Here is a 16,638-nt window from a genome sequence, read left to right as displayed (position 1 = left end):
CAGGATTGATGAGGAAACCTGTGTGTATATCTCCGAAATATTCATAGGCTTTTTGAGTAGGGACTACCGCAGAGTTGCTGAGGCACACCTTGATGCGGGGTATATTCCCGGAAGGTGCGATGAGTTTATCACGGCCTGCCGCGCGATATGGGAGCCTATAGCTGATATGAGCGCGCAGGGGTTTTCCATGGCGGAGTTGCTTACCCAACTCTTTATGGTTACCAGTGAGTTTAACATGAAAGTGCAACCACAGTTGCTTTTGTTGCAGAAAACCATGGTGTTGGTTGAAGGGATATGTAGGCAACTGGCGCCGGATATGAACCTGTGGAAAATTGCAGAACTGTGGGTGCAGGAACATGGTGACAATCACGGATATACCGAGCGGTTTAAAAAGTCACAGGTTTATAGGTCCATGAGAGGCATGCGGATGTTGGCGTCCAAGATTGACCGCAGCCTTGATATTATAATTTCCCATGATGGATACAGGCAAGGCCGGGGGCAGACCACGCAACTCGGCGCTGCCCCGTTTTTGATGCTTGTCATAGTTGGGCTGTTGGTCGTACTAGTGATAGTGAAGTGAGCGTGGCAGATATGTTGATTATAGATCAGGTCTGATTATGCTCTCTGAACGCGCAAAGGCCTACTTTGGCTGGTTGACTACAGTTATGATGTTGGTATCTCTGAGCTGCTCAGAGTGCATGTACTCCGCGTTTGGACAAGTGGTGCTGCACAGCGAGCTCAGAGTTGCCACACTCATGTTTGCACGTATGTGTTTTTTTGCCCTATTTCAACTTTTTTCTGGAGCGTTAATAGACCACTATGGCGGTAAATTAATGCTGCCGGCGGCCGCGTTGTGTATCTGCGTAGGCGTACTTTTTCAAATGCTTGCTGGTGAGCAAGGTTCCTTTTTATGGTAATGCTTTCACAGCCGATTCTAACCTTCGGAGCCTCTTTTTGTTTTATCGGTGCTGGATATGCAAGCATGAACTTTTTTACGCCACCCATGTCTGGTGTCATGTTCGGGCTTGCCCAAATGGCCCACGGCCTTTCGTATGCGCTGTTTGGTGTGCTTTCTTTTTACCAAAATCACTTTCTCATGGAGCACTTCAAGTTTTTGGTATCGTGCATCATCGCGGTACAATTTGCAGTTTTTCTCATGGCGTTGTGTGCTGTGCAGAATCCTCCGGGCTATAGAGGGGCCTCAGGGCACATGCAGTTCCTCCAGGTGGTGAGGAATATGCGCGATATCGTCACAACCAGGGATGCGCTATATGCCTCCATAGTTGGTGGTATGATGTTTGGCATGTTTTTTGCCGTCGCGGGTTTTCTGTTGTATAAACTGGACTCTAGGGTGGTATATCTGGTTTCCGTATATGCATGGGTAGGCTTCTCCCTTGGGGCGCCCTTTGCATGTTGGGTGCTGGCTGTGTTGCAGGATAAAAAACGCGTCCTTTTCGCGTTTTGCGTATTTCAAATGTGTAGTCTACCGATAGTTGCACTGCTTATACAGCGAATGCTGTCTGCCGAAGATCCCGCATTGGTGGCGTATTTGTGCTATTTTGCATCGTTTTGTTTCGGATTTGCTGCCGGTGGGCACATGATAGCATTTACTTTCGGGTGTAACATGACGGCTGCAAGGGTTACAACCTTCTGCGCGATCGTCAATGGCGCGATGTGCACCATAGCTGGCGTTGTAATTCTGGTGCTTACTTTGCTGTCAGAATACTACAACCTTACAACGTTGTTAAGATACTCCGCGGCTGTGGCTTGCGTGCTAGGCTGTGTGGCGCACTGTAGCCTTACTAGAGCGCGCGGTAGTTAGTACTGTTGCAGGGGTGTCGCCCGACAAAAATTTGCTCAATGAATTGGTGCTGCCCAGTCTATTGGCTTTGGTACGCACATAAACGGTGCGGCTGGTTTGGCCGATTATTGGCTGATTATTGAACCAGACACAGCTCAAGCCTGTACGGCGGATCGGCAGGGGCTACATGCTGTGGGGGGGAGGGAGATTGTATCGGTGCAAATAATGCCCTTCAAAGAGCTGCGCGCTCCTTCTTCCAGCACTTTTACGCTGAATATCTTGTTACGGTACCCCGCCGGGTCTCCATCCACAGAGATGTACACCGGCTGCATGTGTTCGCTCTTGCCGAATACCTCGTTACTGCAACTGCGCGAGCCTTCTGTGCCGCATACCAACACTGATACAGTCTTGCCTATCATGCTCTTGGTGAAAAGGCGCTGCTGGGTGAGCAGCAGGTGCTGCAGTCTATGCAAACGGCTGCTTTTTTCCTCCTCCGGTACCTGGTTCGTATACTCTGCGCCGGGGGTCCCAGGCCTTGGACTGTACTTAAAGCTGTAGGATGTGGCAAACCCAACGTGCCTGACTAAGTCCATTGTAGCTTCAAAGTCTTCTTCGGTTTCTCCGGGGAAGCCCACGATGAAGTCTGACGAAAGTGCAATATCGCTCCTGGCCTCTTTGAGGGTGTCTATTATATCCATATACTCCTGCACCGAGTGTTTGCGGTTCATTTTACGTAGCACGGAATCTGAGCCAGATTGCACTGGTAGGTGGACACAAGGCAGCAACTTAGGTTCGTGCTTATGTGCGTCATATAGTGAGCTATGCATATCCTTTGGGTGGGAGGTTGTGTATCGTATCCTCTCAATGCCGTCAACTTCCGCCACCTTCCGTATTAAACGCCCCAAGTCCCACTCGTTACCCTTGTAGGTTCCATGGTATGCGTTTACATTTTGCCCAAGCAGTACAACCTCTTTTGTGCCTCCGTCGGCGAGTTTTCTCACTTCCGCCAGCACATCTTCAACCGATCTTGAATACTCTGGCCCCCGAGTGTAGGGCACTACACAAAAGGTACAGAACTTATCACACCCTTCTTGGACTGATACAAACGCCGAAACTCCGCGGCTGACCAGCAAATCTGTAGATATTACATCAAACTTAGAGATGGCGGGGAACTCAACATTCATCTGCTTTGCGTCCCGAGTGGCTTTCATGATCAGCTCGGGCAACGTGTGTATGCTCTGCGGCCCTACCACAACATCAACAAACGGGGCCCGCTCAAAGACTGCTTCTCCCTCAGCCTGTGCAACGCACCCTGCCACCACTATCAACGCACCTTCTTTGCGGAGCATACGCATCCTTCCAAGTGCGGAATATAGCTTTTCTGCTGCCTTTTCTCTTACGTGGCAGGTGTTAACCATTATGATATCTGCGTCTTCCGGGCGCTGGACCGCTGCAAAACCTAACGGCCTGAGGATATCCTCAACCATCAAGGAATCATAAACGTTCATTTGGCACCCGTAGGACTCTATATACAGCCCTTTTGTCATAAACCGCGATGTGAAGGCGATCGTGAATTCTATAATATTTTGTGCATAGACACAACACGAATCTCTGCGCCGTATACTCTGCGCGCGTGGCTAGAAATCTCTTAGTGCTTTGATTACCAATGGTATATGTATACTGCTATTTGGGGGTGTATGATATACAAGAAAAGCTTTTGCGTTTAAAACGCGTTGGAGTGTGGATAAACCCCCCAAGGTGCACCTGTAGGCCTGCAATCCTCACGCTAGCAATTTTTAACGTGTGTTGCCTGTGCTCCCATTCCACGCTGATTACATCTCCCACATTTAGTGAAGCATATTTTATGGGCAGAGATATCCTGAAAAAGCAATTCTGGCTTGCGGTGAGGTGTTGTAAATCATCCACTATGGCCTCCGCATGTAGATCATCAAGCACCAGTGATGTTTGTAAAATGCCTGAGGCTTTTGGCCCACCAACTTGGCATGCCTGCGGGTTTCTAAGCCTCGGCTGGTAGCCAAACCTGCGGCTTACGTATAGCAGTGCTTGCGCTTCGCAGGGGGCTGTGGGTGCGTAAGTTACCTGGTAGCTTCCCGGAACTACATCCTCGTCCGGTATGTGCAGTACAGATTCCGGGTCAGAGTCCGAGAAGACCAATTCCCCCGCCTTTTCCCTGACGTCCAGGCAGTATATTTTTTGTAGTTCCTTGACCACGGCCTCCGCTGATGTGTAATTGTGGATTGAATATCCCAGCACGAGCTCGTCCGCTTCCTTTGCGGTTGTGGAACGCAGGCCTACCTTGCTGGTCACGCTTTGGAGGATTGCAGACAGTGTGGTCGCGTCTATTTTTCCGTTTATCCAATGGCCAGTCTGCCAGTTTTGGTAGAAATATGGCTCCGTTTTAACGTACGGCTCGAGATTCCACGCGTAAAGGAACATCCTCTCCACAATTTCTGAGGGGTGCCACGCGTCAAAAGTGCCTTCTATAGCGGTTTTTTGTGCGACAAAATCTACGCTATCTGGTGTTGCGTTTTCTGCAGCACTAGCGTGTTGTTCGGGCGATAGCGGCCTGTATGTGCAGTCTGCCACACTTCGGAAACCATATTCTATGAACCATACCCTTTTGCTTTTAGGTTGCCACGCGGTTTTGGTATTGTTATGCCGGTTTACATGGCTGCTGCTCCACCATTGGCCTATGTTTTTGTACGCAGAGCTCAGATGGGAGCTTTCAGATTGTCCTATAGTCGGGTGCTTGTAGGGGCCATCATACCCTTCACTGCTGTGCCAAGATTGTGCAACGCTTTGTGCGCTGAACCTATGCGTGGGATTTGGGGTGTCTGTAAGGGGGAAATACGCGTTGATGCCGACGACGTCAATATGGTCAGATGCCCACAACGCGTCTAAGTTGTATACCCCGTTGTGCGAGTGATATTCGTCCCAATTTGCCGCGTATGTTACAACTGTGGCGTTTCCAAGCACCTGCTTTGCCAGTTCAGCCAAGCGTATGAGTGCCTCTACTGCCGGGAACGATTCTGCGTCATCTTTGATTCTGGTAAGCGATGTAAGACCGCTGCCTATTACGAACGCATCTATGGTTCCCCTGGTAAGTAGGCAGTAGTGTTCTATGAATGGCCGGTATCGCCGACTGAAAAACTGGTCGATGTCTTGCGGGTTCTCGCACGTCAATTGTGTGCCTTCTTCGAAATTTACGATCAATTTCGGCAGTAATAGTATCTTATAACCCCTGGATTTAAGCTCCCATATGTATCGCACTAAGGACGCATCGTGGGTGGTTCCCTTGGGCGGCTGCCGGCCATCTTTTAGCCTAAGTTTGTATGCATTTGTTGCGGTAAAATTACCAACCTTCCAGGCGTCTGGAGTTATCTTGACGTCATGCTCGTATATGGTCGCGGGGCGGACCCCGCAATGCTTAATGTTTTGTCCGTCAGTAAACCAGTGAACCGTTACTGCCACCCATTGCACGTTAGGTAAAATGCTCTGCATCGCATCCAGGGCTAATAATGCGTTTGACCGCGTATAACCACCCATCCCGTTGATTTTTGCTGCAGTTCCATATGCAACTGTTTGTGTACCTACAACCGCGACTTGTATTGCCCTGTGTATTTCAGTGTCATAAGAAAATTCTCCTCTACCTATGGTGTGTATGCTATTGATTTTCTGCGTAATATGGCCTTCCAAAAAACCTTCTGGATACGCAGTGACCTCAAACACAAAATTCGGCACTGCATTGTTGTAGTCTTGAAGTGGCAGGTCCTCTATCACGATGTACGCGATGCCGCGGTATGCGGGGGTGTGTTCCCCTGCGGGGGACATTAGTGGATCGGGTGCTTGGTCTTCGGTGCCCTTGTATAGCCTGTGTTTTATTGTGGACAAATCTAGCGGTTTTCCATTTGCCCACATGCGAGAGAGTCTGTGTATTGGTCCCGAGCATATGGCAATTGCCAGTGTTGCGTGGCTGCTTGTGGTGCGTTTTGCTGATTGTGAGCCACGTGTTGTGTAGGTTTCTTGGTGCCTTGCATACCTGATTGGTTGTGCCCATATTATGTTGCCTTGTACTTGTGCAGTGCCATACACTTTGCACAATGTCTTGCCGTATGTGGATGTTTGCACCCTGGTTTCCTTTGGGGGTTTTTTGGCTTGCGTGCTGCCTCTGTTCCGCAAGTTGGGCGCTGATAGCCCTTCGGTTGTAACTCGGTTGAGTGCCTCTTCGATAGATTGTGTGACAGACTTCCAGACTGCTTGATTTACTACGCTAGCGATGGTAGACAATATTGGTGTTGTTGACATAATTTAACCCGGGATAGTTGCAGTAATTTTCATACAAGGTGTGCCGCAGTTGTGGGTGGTATTGCCCGGTGCTCTGGTGGGGACAGAGCGCCCCAGCATCGGAATGTTAGCATATGCCTTTGCCGCGGCAGAGCACGAAATGGCCGTGTGGATTTTGTCACGCCGCTATGCAGGTGATGCGTCTCAGGTTTGCTAGTGTGTTCAGCTACGACGCAGTTTGTCTACATCTGGTGTTGCTAAGGCGCCATGCTGGGGTATTGTGCAGACCATCGGCTCGTGGCACTAGCGGGTTTGCTCACTCCTCAAGAGGTTGGTATACGGAATTTAAATCTGGTACGTGGGGCTCTCCCCGGAAGTTACTCGTATTGTCGAATTTTCTACTGCAAGTGAGAAAGTTTTTGTCACACCCGGCGATTATTGAGTACGCATCTCCCGGTAGTATTGGGTAGGGCGCACTTCTGGCCAGGTGTACCATATAGTGTCTGTGGCCGCGCACTTCCACGGATATTCCCCGATTCTCTCCATCCAGAAATGTGACCACTCCGTGTTTATAGTAGCAGTCTGCGTAGGGAAGCTTGGTATCCTCCAGGGTTAGGTGATCCACCACTTTGTCTACTGTACTTTGAAACGTGAATTTCTTCCTGTCGAGCTTACACTTGCTGTCACAAAATTGTGCCCTGCAATGGGGAGAAAATAATATACCAATTTTGTCGGATAAGGCGCTCTGGATTCCCTCGAGTGAGATTTTTAGCCTGTGATTTTCGACCGTGATAGTGCTTACCATTCCGACGAACAGCGTTATTTTTTCCCGCGATACATCATCATAATCGATTGAAAATATCTCTACCTCAATGCGGCTGCGCTGCCCACTTGCGAGAGCTTGCTCTCTCATAATGCTGCCATATTTTGTTATCTCGATCGAGGCTATGCTACGGTCCTTGCCACGATATATAGGGCCGAAGTTTATGCCATAGCCGGAGCTATAAACAGCATTGTCGATTTCGAGGTTTTCGTCATGTTCTGTGAGCCTTATGTCAGCGTTTTCGGCCGATATCCTGCAACAAAGCGCGGTGGTTATTACTGCGTGAGAGGTGTGAGCTGGCAGTTTTTGTGCTGCATTTTTCATGGGCGTTATCCTCAGATATTAATAAATTGATTTTGTAGAGATCGGTGTACAAGGATCCCGTACTAGAGGGTAAAACCCAGCCTGACAATTAGTAAGCAAAAGTTATCCAGGCTAGGGAACCAACATAGCGCCGGGAGAATGTTAGCTTTAAATGACCGTGAAAGTATGTTAGAGTGGTCGCGATTCTCCACACTGTGCGAGGATTTTTGTTGCTGCGTGAAGGTGTACGTGGTGTCTTACAGGAGCCAGAAGGATTGTTTGTTTGGGGATAATGCACTTCTTGTGGAAGAGGTGTACAGCAGGTATGAGCGGGGAGATGCGGAGCTTCCGAATTGTTGGAAGAGCTTGTTCACTCGCGCATTGGAGGATAAATACCCTGCCGAGTGTGCGCAAGCCACTTCTGGTAATGATATAGCTGTGGACTCTAAGGTTCTGTGTCTACTGCATTTTTTTAGGTCTTACGGGCATCTTGCAGCAGATCTTGATCCCCTAGGCATGGCAGGGAAGGTTGCGCTTGATCATGATAAGTTTATCGCTTCTATAATAGGGGACGGCGAAGCTGCTTGGCGTGGGTCTGGGTCTTCGTTGCCTTCAATTTTGCAAGCTCTCAAAGAAACCTACTGCGGCTCAATTGGCTATGAGTTCATGCATATACCCTCCAGTGAGGAGCGCGATTGGCTGAGGGATAAGATTGAAAATACCAGCAGGGTAATCGCGCCTGAGCGCAAGAGAGAGACCTTGCGGTGTTTGCAGGAGACCGAATTGTTTGAGCAGTTTCTGCATGTAAGATATCCAGGATACAAGAGGTTTTCTGTTGAGGGCGGGGATGTGCTTGTTCCCTTGCTTGAGAGAATAATTGCCCTTGCGCCGGGGTTTAACTGCAAAGAAGTTGTGCTAGGTTTATCGCACAGGGGGCGGCTGAGTGTACTTACTAGGGTGATGCGCAAACCATATGCTGCAGTGCTGTATGAATTTTCTGGGGGTATGGCGTACCCAGAAGGGTTGTCGTTATCTGGGGATGTGAAATACCATTTGGGGTACTCGACTGACACAAAAATTGGGGGTGAGACGGTGCACCTGTCGCTCGCGTATAACTCCTCTAGCTTGGAATCTGTTAACCCTGTCGTCATGGGTAGAGTGAAGGCTAAGAGCGACGAAAAACGCCAGCCTGTGCTTGGAATTTTGGTGCATGGGAACGCTGCCTTCATCGGCCAGGGGGTGGTCTCAGAGGGGTTTACCTTGAGTGGAGTTGCGGGCTACTCTCCGGGCGGAATTGTGCATGTGGTAGTGAACAACCAAGTTGGCTTTACCGCGGACCCCGAAAGTTCTATGACGTCTTTCTACTGCTCGGATGTAGCGAAGATGATAGATGCCCCCGTGTTTCATGTTAATGGTGATGATCCGGAGTCAGTACTGTTAGTGGCGGATCTGGCCATGGAATACAGAAGCAAATTTGGGAAGGATGTAGTGGTTGATATAGTCTGCTACAGGCGCTTTGGTCACAATGAGGGTGACGAACCTATGTTTACCCAACCGCTGATGTACAAACGCATTGCCGCGCACAAGACCGTTGCCAGCTTGTATGCAGAACGGCTCATAAGTGAGGGAGTGGTTACCAAGGAGGATGTTGATAAGTCGCGTGGGGAGTTCCGCGCAGTGTTGGAGGAGGCCTTTGCCGAGTCTGCGAAGTACAAGCCAGAAGAGGAGGATTGGTTTCAGGGTTGTTGGCAAGGTCTCAGGCGCCCAGATCCGGGCAACTTTCAGGATTATCTTTCAGAGACTGGGGTTGAGAGGAGCAAATTGCTCGCCTTGGTAGACTCTCTATGTGCCATCCCGGAGGGGTTCAACGCGGAAACGAAAATCGCCAGGATGCTGGCTGGCAGGCTCAAAGGTGTGCAGAGTGACTCAATAGATTGGGGTACGGGCGAAGCTCTGGCTATTGCCTCGCTGTTGGTCGAAAAATTCAGGGTTCGCCTATCTGGGGAGGATTCTGCCAGGGGCACGTTCTCCCATAGGCATGCTAGGCTTGTGGACCAGGTTACTGGGGAGCACTACGTACCTCTGAACAATCTAGGCGTGGAACAGGCCAGGTTTGACGTCATGGATAGCCCGCTTTCTGAGTATGCGGTTATGGGCTTTGAGTATGGGTATAGCTTGGATTCCCCCAATGTATTAGTCATTTGGGAGGCGCAGTTTGGTGATTTTGCCAACGGTGCGCAGATAATTATTGACCAGTATGTCGCTGCTGCTGAAACCAAGTGGATGCGGTCCAGCGGATTGGTACTATTGCTACCGCATGGGTATGAAGGCCAGGGTCCAGAGCATAGCTCCGCGAGAATTGAAAGGTATTTGCAGCTCTGTGCCGAGGACAACATGCAGGTTGTCAACTGCACGACTCCCGCGAATTTTTTCATGCGCTGCGTAGGCAGCTGCATAGGGATTTCAGAAAGCCGCTGGTGGTGTTCACTCCGAAATCTCTACTGAGGCATAAAATGGCTGTGTCCAAAATCTCAGACTTTGAAGGTCATTTTATTCCGGTGATTGGCGAGGTTTCGGATGTTAATTCCAGTGCGGTACGTCGGGTAGTGGTGTGCAGCGGGAAGGTGTACTACGATCTTCTAGCGGCAAGAGCTGATAAGACAGATGTTGCACTTCTGAGGCTGGAGCAATACTACCCGTTCCCGACCGAGTTATTGGCTAATGAGCTTGCGAAGTACAAAAAAGCTTCGGTAGTATGGTGCCAGGAAGAGCATTTTAACATGGGCGGCTGGAGTTTTGTGCGCGATCGGATTGAAGAGTCCATGCGGTGTGCCGGCATTTCCGGGTCCGTATCCTATATCGGTAGGTCTGAGTCTGCGTCCACGGCGGCAGGGTACCCAAGCGCACACGCGACGCAACAGCAGGCTATAATAGATTCCGTATTTGCATAGTGGTCCTGCCAGTGTTTGTACAGTAGGTGTAAAAAGCTTTTCCCGACCGATAGGTTAGTTGCCGCAGGTGCACCAAGTGCTTATGTGCGTCCTTTAAGTGTGCCGGCATCCCTTTGCGGGCATATCTGAGCCACATGAAATTGCAGCGCGCACCCTCGCATAGAGCCCCGTACAGGTTTTGTAGCAATGACAAGTGGCTGGATGAAGTGTCACTTACCTGTATGCCGAGACGCAGACTGATCATCTGTTTTGCGAAGTGCACATTAGGGTGTATTGATGGACATATATGTATGCCGAAGGTGCCTCCTGCCGTGGTTGCGGAGCTATGCAAACTCTGAATGCATGTATTGTTCTTTACGAACCAGCAGCCGTGGTGTGTGCCACAAAGCAGCGCCCAATCCCGCGAATGGTGGCACCTGCACAGGTTTTAACCGCCACGTATGCCTACCCATGCCACCGCTCTATGAATGTACAACGGTAGGTTGTGTATGCGGGCAGCTTAATGCCCTCCTCAAACCGCTTTACCGCGCACTAAATGCACAATGGGGCGTGATGAACGCCCCACCGTACAGGTTGTCGAGTTTTTATTCAACCGTGGGCTTGCTGCCTTCGATCTTCAACAGCTTTATTGCACTCCCGTTTATGATGCTCCCGCCCACACGCTTTGTTGTGTAAAACGCGACGAAAGCTTTGCTCGTAAACGGGTCACGCAAGATTTTCATATTTCGATTTTCCACAATTTTGTACGCGTTTTTAAAATCCCCAAACGCTATTATCGGGAGTTTGGCATTGGCGATAGCCGGCATATCTGAAGTTTGGTATACCGGTGCCCCCAGCAGCGTTTCCTCCCCGGATGGGCCAGGTTGCAGTAAATACTGTCCGGAACCGGATTTGAGTGAGCGTATTGCCTGCAGCACGCTTCTGTGCATTATAAACGCTCCTCTGCCGGCAAAATATTCGTCCAGGGAGTAGTACAGTGAAATGATGGCGTCGCTGTTCAGCTGTTTTGCGGATACTCTTTCAATTTGTCCTTCGTCCTTCCCGTCCTCAGATGACAGTATACCGGATGGCTTCTTGTCCCCATCCCCGGAGATGAAAGCCTCATTTTCTTTCCTGCTGAACGCATCTACCAGGTTGTCTATGAGCCAGCCTTCCAGATCTACTAAGGAGTCATCCAAAAGCTTTTTTGCAATCTGCGGTTGCGCGTATAACTCGTGCAAGTATATGGTCGTCTTGCTCATTTTTGGGGCTGCTGTATCGCTTTGCACTTCTCCTCCCCACCCCACGAAGGTATCCTTATTGTTGGTGGTGAAATATTCGAGGCTGTCTCCCGATACCTTCTCCACCGAGCACAGTTTGCGCATTACAGAGCTTTGAGATAAGCGCTTGTCTATATGCATGGAGATTTCTCTCGGCATGAGGTACGCTAGTGCTGAGCTGCTATCAAGGCCTTTTTGTTCAAAACCTGTAACTTGTCCGTTGCGTATGTATTCTGATAGTGACTTGCGCTCTAGCGCTTCGGGGTCCTCGCAGAGGTTGAGGCGCTTTGCGGCGAGCTCCAACCTGTCTAAGCGATCACTTTGCTGGTCAAATTTGCGATTAATCTCCTCTATATGTCTGACTTTCAAGGGGAGTCGGTTTTCCTCATGAGGGCCGTCATCGTGCTCTTGGAGCTCGTTGTATGCGGGTATGAGGCTTGTAACGCTGTCTTTTACTTCAAAATTAGGTACTGTCATGTAATTCCTAGAAATTATGAAAATATGCAGGTAGAGAGATTCTTGGTGAGAATCATAGTAGCGCTCTCCAAGGGCATTATTACCTGATTACCTGCTTGTACGTAAGCAAGAAACTTCGAAAAGCTGATAATGCATGCGAGAATTGAAATGCACGCACGGCAAGACGGCTGAACACTGCACCTTCGCCGCGATTAAGTTTTGCCACTCCAGAGCGCGCTACAGTTGGCTATGCATTGCCTTCTGTTGCCGTAGCAAGTCTAATGTTTCTAGCACATTCTTGACTGCAGTCTGGCCGCTGCTAGTGAGCTCGACCAGGGGCAGGCGCACTTTCGGCCGCATTTTACCCATCAAGCTGAGTGCATATTTGGTGGGTGATGGACTGGGCTCGATGAATAACACTCTGCTTAACGCTGCCAAATTTCCGCTCACTTGTTTTGCCATGTTTATTTTCCCCAGTGCATGGAGGCGATACAATTCCACGGCCATCTTTGGCGCAACGTTAGACACTACAGAAATACACCCGGAACCCCCATTCATGTAAGAAGCAAGCGCGGTTTCATCCTCGCCAGAAAGGATCGCAACTTTCTCGGGTAGAATTGCCTTCAGCGCTGCCACCCTCTCAGCCCCAGTGCAGTCTTTTATGCCAACAACCCTGGGCAATTCCGCAATTCTTCTAATCGTGTCGTTAGATATGTCAATCGCTGTTCTTTGTGGGACATTATAAAGCACTATCGGTATGTTGGTTGCGTCATGCACGGCTCGGAAGTGTTGATATACTCCCTCGTCACTCGGCCGATTGTAGTACGGCACTACTATCAAAGCTGCATCCGCCCCGGCAGATTGCACGAACAGCGCCCTACTTATAGTTTCTGTGGTACAGTGAGACCCCGCACCCGCGATGACCAGGATGCGCCCCCGTGCAGTTTCTATGCACAGCCTCACTACTGTGCAGTACTCCTCAAAATTCAGGGTAGCAGACTCTCCGGTAGTGCCGCACGGTACTATCCCGGAGATTCCTGAAGAAATCTGCCAATCCACAAACGAGGCCAGCGCTCTTTCATCCAGGGATAAGTCATCTCTAAAGGGGGTTGCCAACGCGGTAAAGACTCCACTAAGCTTCATGGCCGGCCCGTTTTACATAGCGTCGAGTTAGCAATAACACTTTTACGCCGCAAGCGCAAGTTAGCACCGGCACGTACCCACACTTTGTGGATGAAAAAGTGCAGAAGCCCAGTGGGTGCGGCATAAGAGACCGGTAGCCGCGCCACCGACAACAGGCAACCTGCATCCATGGTGAGCTAAGCTCCCTGACCGTGGCCGCCGTCAGGATTTTTGTGCTCAGGGTTTTTCCGGATGGCCGAGTATGTGAACGTGAAAATGTGGCACCACTTGCCCGGCCGATTTCCCATGGTTGGTGACCAACCTATACCCTCCGTGGTGGAGCCCAAGCTCTCTGGCTATCGCGCCCACTGTCCTGAAGAAGCCTGCGATATCGCAGTCAGATCTTATGAAGTCATCGTATGATATGTACTTACCCTTGGGTATCACAAGAACATGTACTGGAGCTTCCGGACGAATATCGTGAAAGGCCAAAACCTGCTCGTCCTCGTACACCTTTCTACAAGGTGCCTCGCCCCTCAAGATGCGGGCAAACACATTGCCGCTGTCATACTCCCCTATTGCTGCGCTATTGGTCATGCATCTCTGCCGGTTGAGACAGCGCGTGCGGACGCTGCGGCCTGTCCTGGGGCTGAGGTGGGGGTGAACGACGCTGCCTCTGACTGCGACACTCCGCTATTGACTACCCCATCAAGCCCTGCGGAAGCGCTATGGACCAATGCTTCATCTAGGGTGATATCTGCTGTAGCCTTGCTGATATCCTGAGAAGCAGCTGCGCCGCTGCACTTTTTTAGGAACTCAGATTGCAACTCCGCTGTCTCCTTTGCGCTGGATTTTCCCCCAATCTGGGACCTGGCATACGGCCCCACTGTTGCTGCTAGGGAAAAGCTTTCCGGTGTAATATCACCGGGGCCAGCTCCTGATTGCTGTGCTGCACTTAAACCAAGAACCATGTCATCTCCCACTTCAGATCCACTACTATCTACGCTGTGCTGAGCATTGCTGTCAACATCTGACTCTATATTATGCCCGTGTTGCGCCGTCTGAGAACTTGGCCCGGTCGCGTCACTGCCGCTACGTGCAGACCCGTCATTTTTTATATTGCTGACTTGATCACCAGTTTGGGAATGCCCCATATCCCTCTTGTACGCCATTTCCTTTGCGAGGCTGTGTGCTAGTGTACGATTTTTTATCCCGACGCACTCAAGAACGGATTCAATTTCCTTTTGTATCTGATCTACAGTTTTGTTTTCGGTATCTAAGGTAACCTTAAGCGTCCTTTCAAAGCCATCTCGAGTGCGAGTAACGGCAATCTTGCCGCCACATTTTGCAAGATGTTCTCGAAGCGCTACCAGCTTTTCATAGCCCTTCATGGCCTCTTGGTTTTTCATCATCCCCTTTACGTCAATGAGGGTGTCGCTGGAAAAATTCACTCCAAGTGCTGAGCTCTTCGGATCGAGTCGCTTCTCTTCGCTGCTATCAACTGCATCCAATATTTTTAGTGCGTCGTCGTTGAAGACGTAGTTTGCAATTGTAAGAGTCAGCTTGCCGGATTGGCCATAAGATGCGCTTACGTCGTTACCGCGAGCCCTCTCGCTAGGTGTGTTCTGTATCCTACCAACCCTGCTTTTAAATGGGCTCCACTCGTCCGAACTTCTAACTCTACTAACCAAGTTTTTGATATTCTGCCAAGTATTGCGGGTGGTTGAGGCATGTTTATTTGTTTTTGGTGGGGTAGTGGCGAAATCGGCGGCAGTTGCGGCACCAACTCCCGCTTTCTTGAGAGCTTCACTCGCCTTTTCCTGCAAATTTTTATCGGTGCTCATACTGACCCCCTAAATCTCATACCCATCACGCGGCATCTAATCGGCTTAGATCCGCAATTGACCAAACCTAAACGCATCAGACAACGGCGGCAGCACCCCATCCGGCACCCCTCCATGCTGGCTTGATGCAGACCCGTCAAGCCCCGTGCAACACGTCAAAAGCATCAAGAAAACCACAGGATTATAGATACTCAGCGTACAGCATGCAAAAGTTTAAAACATCAACCCACCAAACGAACGCAAAAATTTTGGTGTACGTATCCGGTATTGTGTATAAAATCGCAACCCAAGCACACGCAACGGTTAGCGCATACTTAAGCACGCAAAGGTTAACACATGGTTAAGGCAAGCGACAATACGGAATATACTCCCATAATCAGGCAGTATAAGTCACTAAAAGACCAATATGAGGGGTGTTTGCTGTTTTACAGGCTTGGGGACTTTTACGAGCTTTTTTTCGACGATGCGGTTGTGGCATCTAGGGCTTTGGATATAGTGTTAACCAAGAGGGGCGCTGGAACCCCTATGTGCGGTATACCCACGCACAGTGCAGACAGCTATTTGGGAAGGTTAGTAAAACTTGGCCACAAGGTTGCCATATGTGAGCAACTTGAGACGGTGGAGGAAGCGCGCAAGCGGGGGCATCGGGCCCTGGTTAAACGAGATGTAGTGAGGATAGTAACGCCTGGCACTTTGCTTGAAGACGGGTTGCTGGAAGCGAGTGAGAACAACTATCTGGCGTGCCTTTCGCGTGTGGGAGATAGCTACGGTGTGGCGTGGATGGACCTATCTGCAGGAATATTCAACGTGCGTTCCAGTAGACTGGAGAACATTGACAGCGAAATACAGCGGATACGCCCCAGGGAGTTGCTAATTTCCGATCGACTGAAAGAGCAACGGGAAGTTGAACTGATTTTGCGTAGGCATCGGTGCGCAGTTACCAGCCATAGCGAGAGTTTCTTCGATGTCAAAAAAGCAGAAAAGGTCTTGTGTGGGATATATGGAGTGAATACCCTGCGGGGATTAGGAAATTTTACAGATGTGGAGGTGTCTGCATGTGGCTCTTTGGTTGAGTACGTGCGCACAACGCAGAAGAATAACCTTCCGAAGTTAGGCTATCCGAAAGTGTGCGATAGCAAAAGCTTTGTACTCATAGACGGTGCAGCGCTGCGGAACCTTGAGTTGTTTTGCACCCAGTCTGGGGAGAAAGAGGGGGCCTTGGTATCCGTCATAGATAGAACCGTGACTGCGATAGGAAGCAGGCTCCTAAAGCGACATCTTGCGTTTCCATCCTCCTGCCCACACGTCATAAATAGCAGACAGGATGCTGTGGAGTTTTTCGTAAAAAGCCGAAATATATGTGAGAGCATAAGAGATGTCATGCGTGGGATCCCTGATATGGAACGTATCCTGACTCGGATCAAGCTGCTTAAATGCTCGCCGCGGGATGTTTGCATGTTAGGAAAGGCCCTCGCAAAGATTCTGCGACTGCAGCAGATCATGCTAGAAGTGGACAATCCTATGTTGGTCAGGATTGTTGGTGAGTTTGGTGAGCATGAGAAGCTGCTGAAGTTAATAAGCGGCACCATACTTGAAAATAATGCAGCAAACGCCAGAGATGGTGGGTTTATAAATCCTGCATGCAATGCGCGTCTAGCCACGGTTGTGCGCATTGAAAGTGAAAGTGATAAACTCATGCAGGACCTGCGTGATAAGTACCGTAAGCTTACTGGGATAGGCAGCCTCAAGATTGCGTACAACAGCGTGCTGGGTA

At 49.9% G+C, this 16,638-nt stretch carries 9 protein-coding genes and 2 pseudogenes; 4 read left to right on the top strand and 7 right to left on the bottom strand.

Going from position 1 to position 16,638, the window contains the following annotated elements:
• Both GAC_RS03465 and GAC_RS03460 read left to right on the top strand, forming a co-directional pair.
• A pseudogene (locus tag GAC_RS03465) lies at positions 1–580 on the top strand (2-polyprenylphenol 6-hydroxylase); the annotation flags it as partial.
• A 330-nt stretch (positions 581–910) separates the two neighbouring features.
• Positions 911–1,822, top strand: coding sequence for an MFS transporter (locus tag GAC_RS03460; protein ID WP_241760149.1), 912 nt, complete (start codon positions 911–913; stop codon positions 1,820–1,822).
• A 134-nt stretch (positions 1,823–1,956) separates the two neighbouring features.
• Here the strand turns inward: GAC_RS03460 and miaB are convergent, their stop codons facing one another.
• From miaB to GAC_RS03445, 3 genes are all read right to left on the bottom strand, one after another.
• Complete coding sequence (gene miaB / locus GAC_RS03455) at positions 1,957–3,348, bottom strand: tRNA (N6-isopentenyl adenosine(37)-C2)-methylthiotransferase MiaB (RefSeq protein ID WP_010269717.1); 1,392 nt, start codon at positions 3,346–3,348, stop codon at positions 1,957–1,959.
• 136 nt (positions 3,349–3,484) lie between these two features.
• Positions 3,485–5,740 carry a glycoside hydrolase/phage tail family protein gene (locus GAC_RS03450; RefSeq protein WP_227013250.1) on the bottom strand — a complete coding sequence of 752 codons (2,256 nt, stop codon included), beginning with the start codon at positions 5,738–5,740 and terminating at the stop codon, positions 3,485–3,487.
• A gap of 682 nt (positions 5,741–6,422) precedes the next feature.
• Positions 6,423–7,253, bottom strand: coding sequence for a DUF2163 domain-containing protein (locus tag GAC_RS03445; protein ID WP_010263429.1), 831 nt, complete (start codon positions 7,251–7,253; stop codon positions 6,423–6,425).
• Positions 7,254–7,391: 138 nt separating this feature from the next.
• On the opposite strand from GAC_RS03445, the pseudogene GAC_RS03440 reads away from it, so the two are divergent.
• Positions 7,392–10,183: pseudogene (locus tag GAC_RS03440) on the top strand (2-oxoglutarate dehydrogenase E1 component).
• A gap of 584 nt (positions 10,184–10,767) precedes the next feature.
• Here the strand turns inward: GAC_RS03440 and GAC_RS03435 are convergent.
• The 4 genes from GAC_RS03435 to GAC_RS03420 all read right to left on the bottom strand — a co-directional run bounded on the left by GAC_RS03435 (position 10,768) and on the right by GAC_RS03420 (position 14,864).
• A complete protein-coding gene (locus GAC_RS03435) occupies positions 10,768–11,919 on the bottom strand; it encodes a phage major capsid protein (protein WP_010263447.1) in 1,152 nt (383 codons plus the stop codon).
• Between the two features lie 216 nt (positions 11,920–12,135).
• Entirely contained in the window at positions 12,136–13,041 is a 906-nt protein-coding gene (gene dapA / locus GAC_RS03430; RefSeq protein WP_010269726.1) for a 4-hydroxy-tetrahydrodipicolinate synthase, read from the bottom strand.
• 216 nt (positions 13,042–13,257) lie between these two features.
• Positions 13,258–13,617 carry a histidine triad nucleotide-binding protein gene (locus tag GAC_RS03425; RefSeq protein ID WP_010267386.1) on the bottom strand — a complete coding sequence of 120 codons (360 nt, stop codon included), beginning with the start codon at positions 13,615–13,617 and terminating at the stop codon, positions 13,258–13,260.
• Positions 13,614–14,864, bottom strand: coding sequence for an AM410 family tick-upregulated protein (locus GAC_RS03420; RefSeq protein ID WP_010269731.1), 1,251 nt, complete (start codon positions 14,862–14,864; stop codon positions 13,614–13,616). The genes GAC_RS03425 and GAC_RS03420 overlap by 4 nt, the downstream gene beginning before the upstream one ends.
• A 336-nt stretch (positions 14,865–15,200) precedes the next feature.
• Here GAC_RS03420 and GAC_RS03415 point away from each other — a divergent pair.
• The coding region (locus GAC_RS03415; protein ID WP_037349468.1) for a MutS N-terminal domain-containing protein at positions 15,201–16,638 on the top strand (1,438 nt) is incomplete at its 3' end.

The sequence above is a fragment of the Anaplasma marginale str. Florida genome (assembly GCF_000215485.1).
GTDB lineage: Bacteria > Pseudomonadota > Alphaproteobacteria > Rickettsiales > Anaplasmataceae > Anaplasma > Anaplasma marginale.
This window is presented reverse-complemented; position numbering and strand designations above follow the sequence as displayed.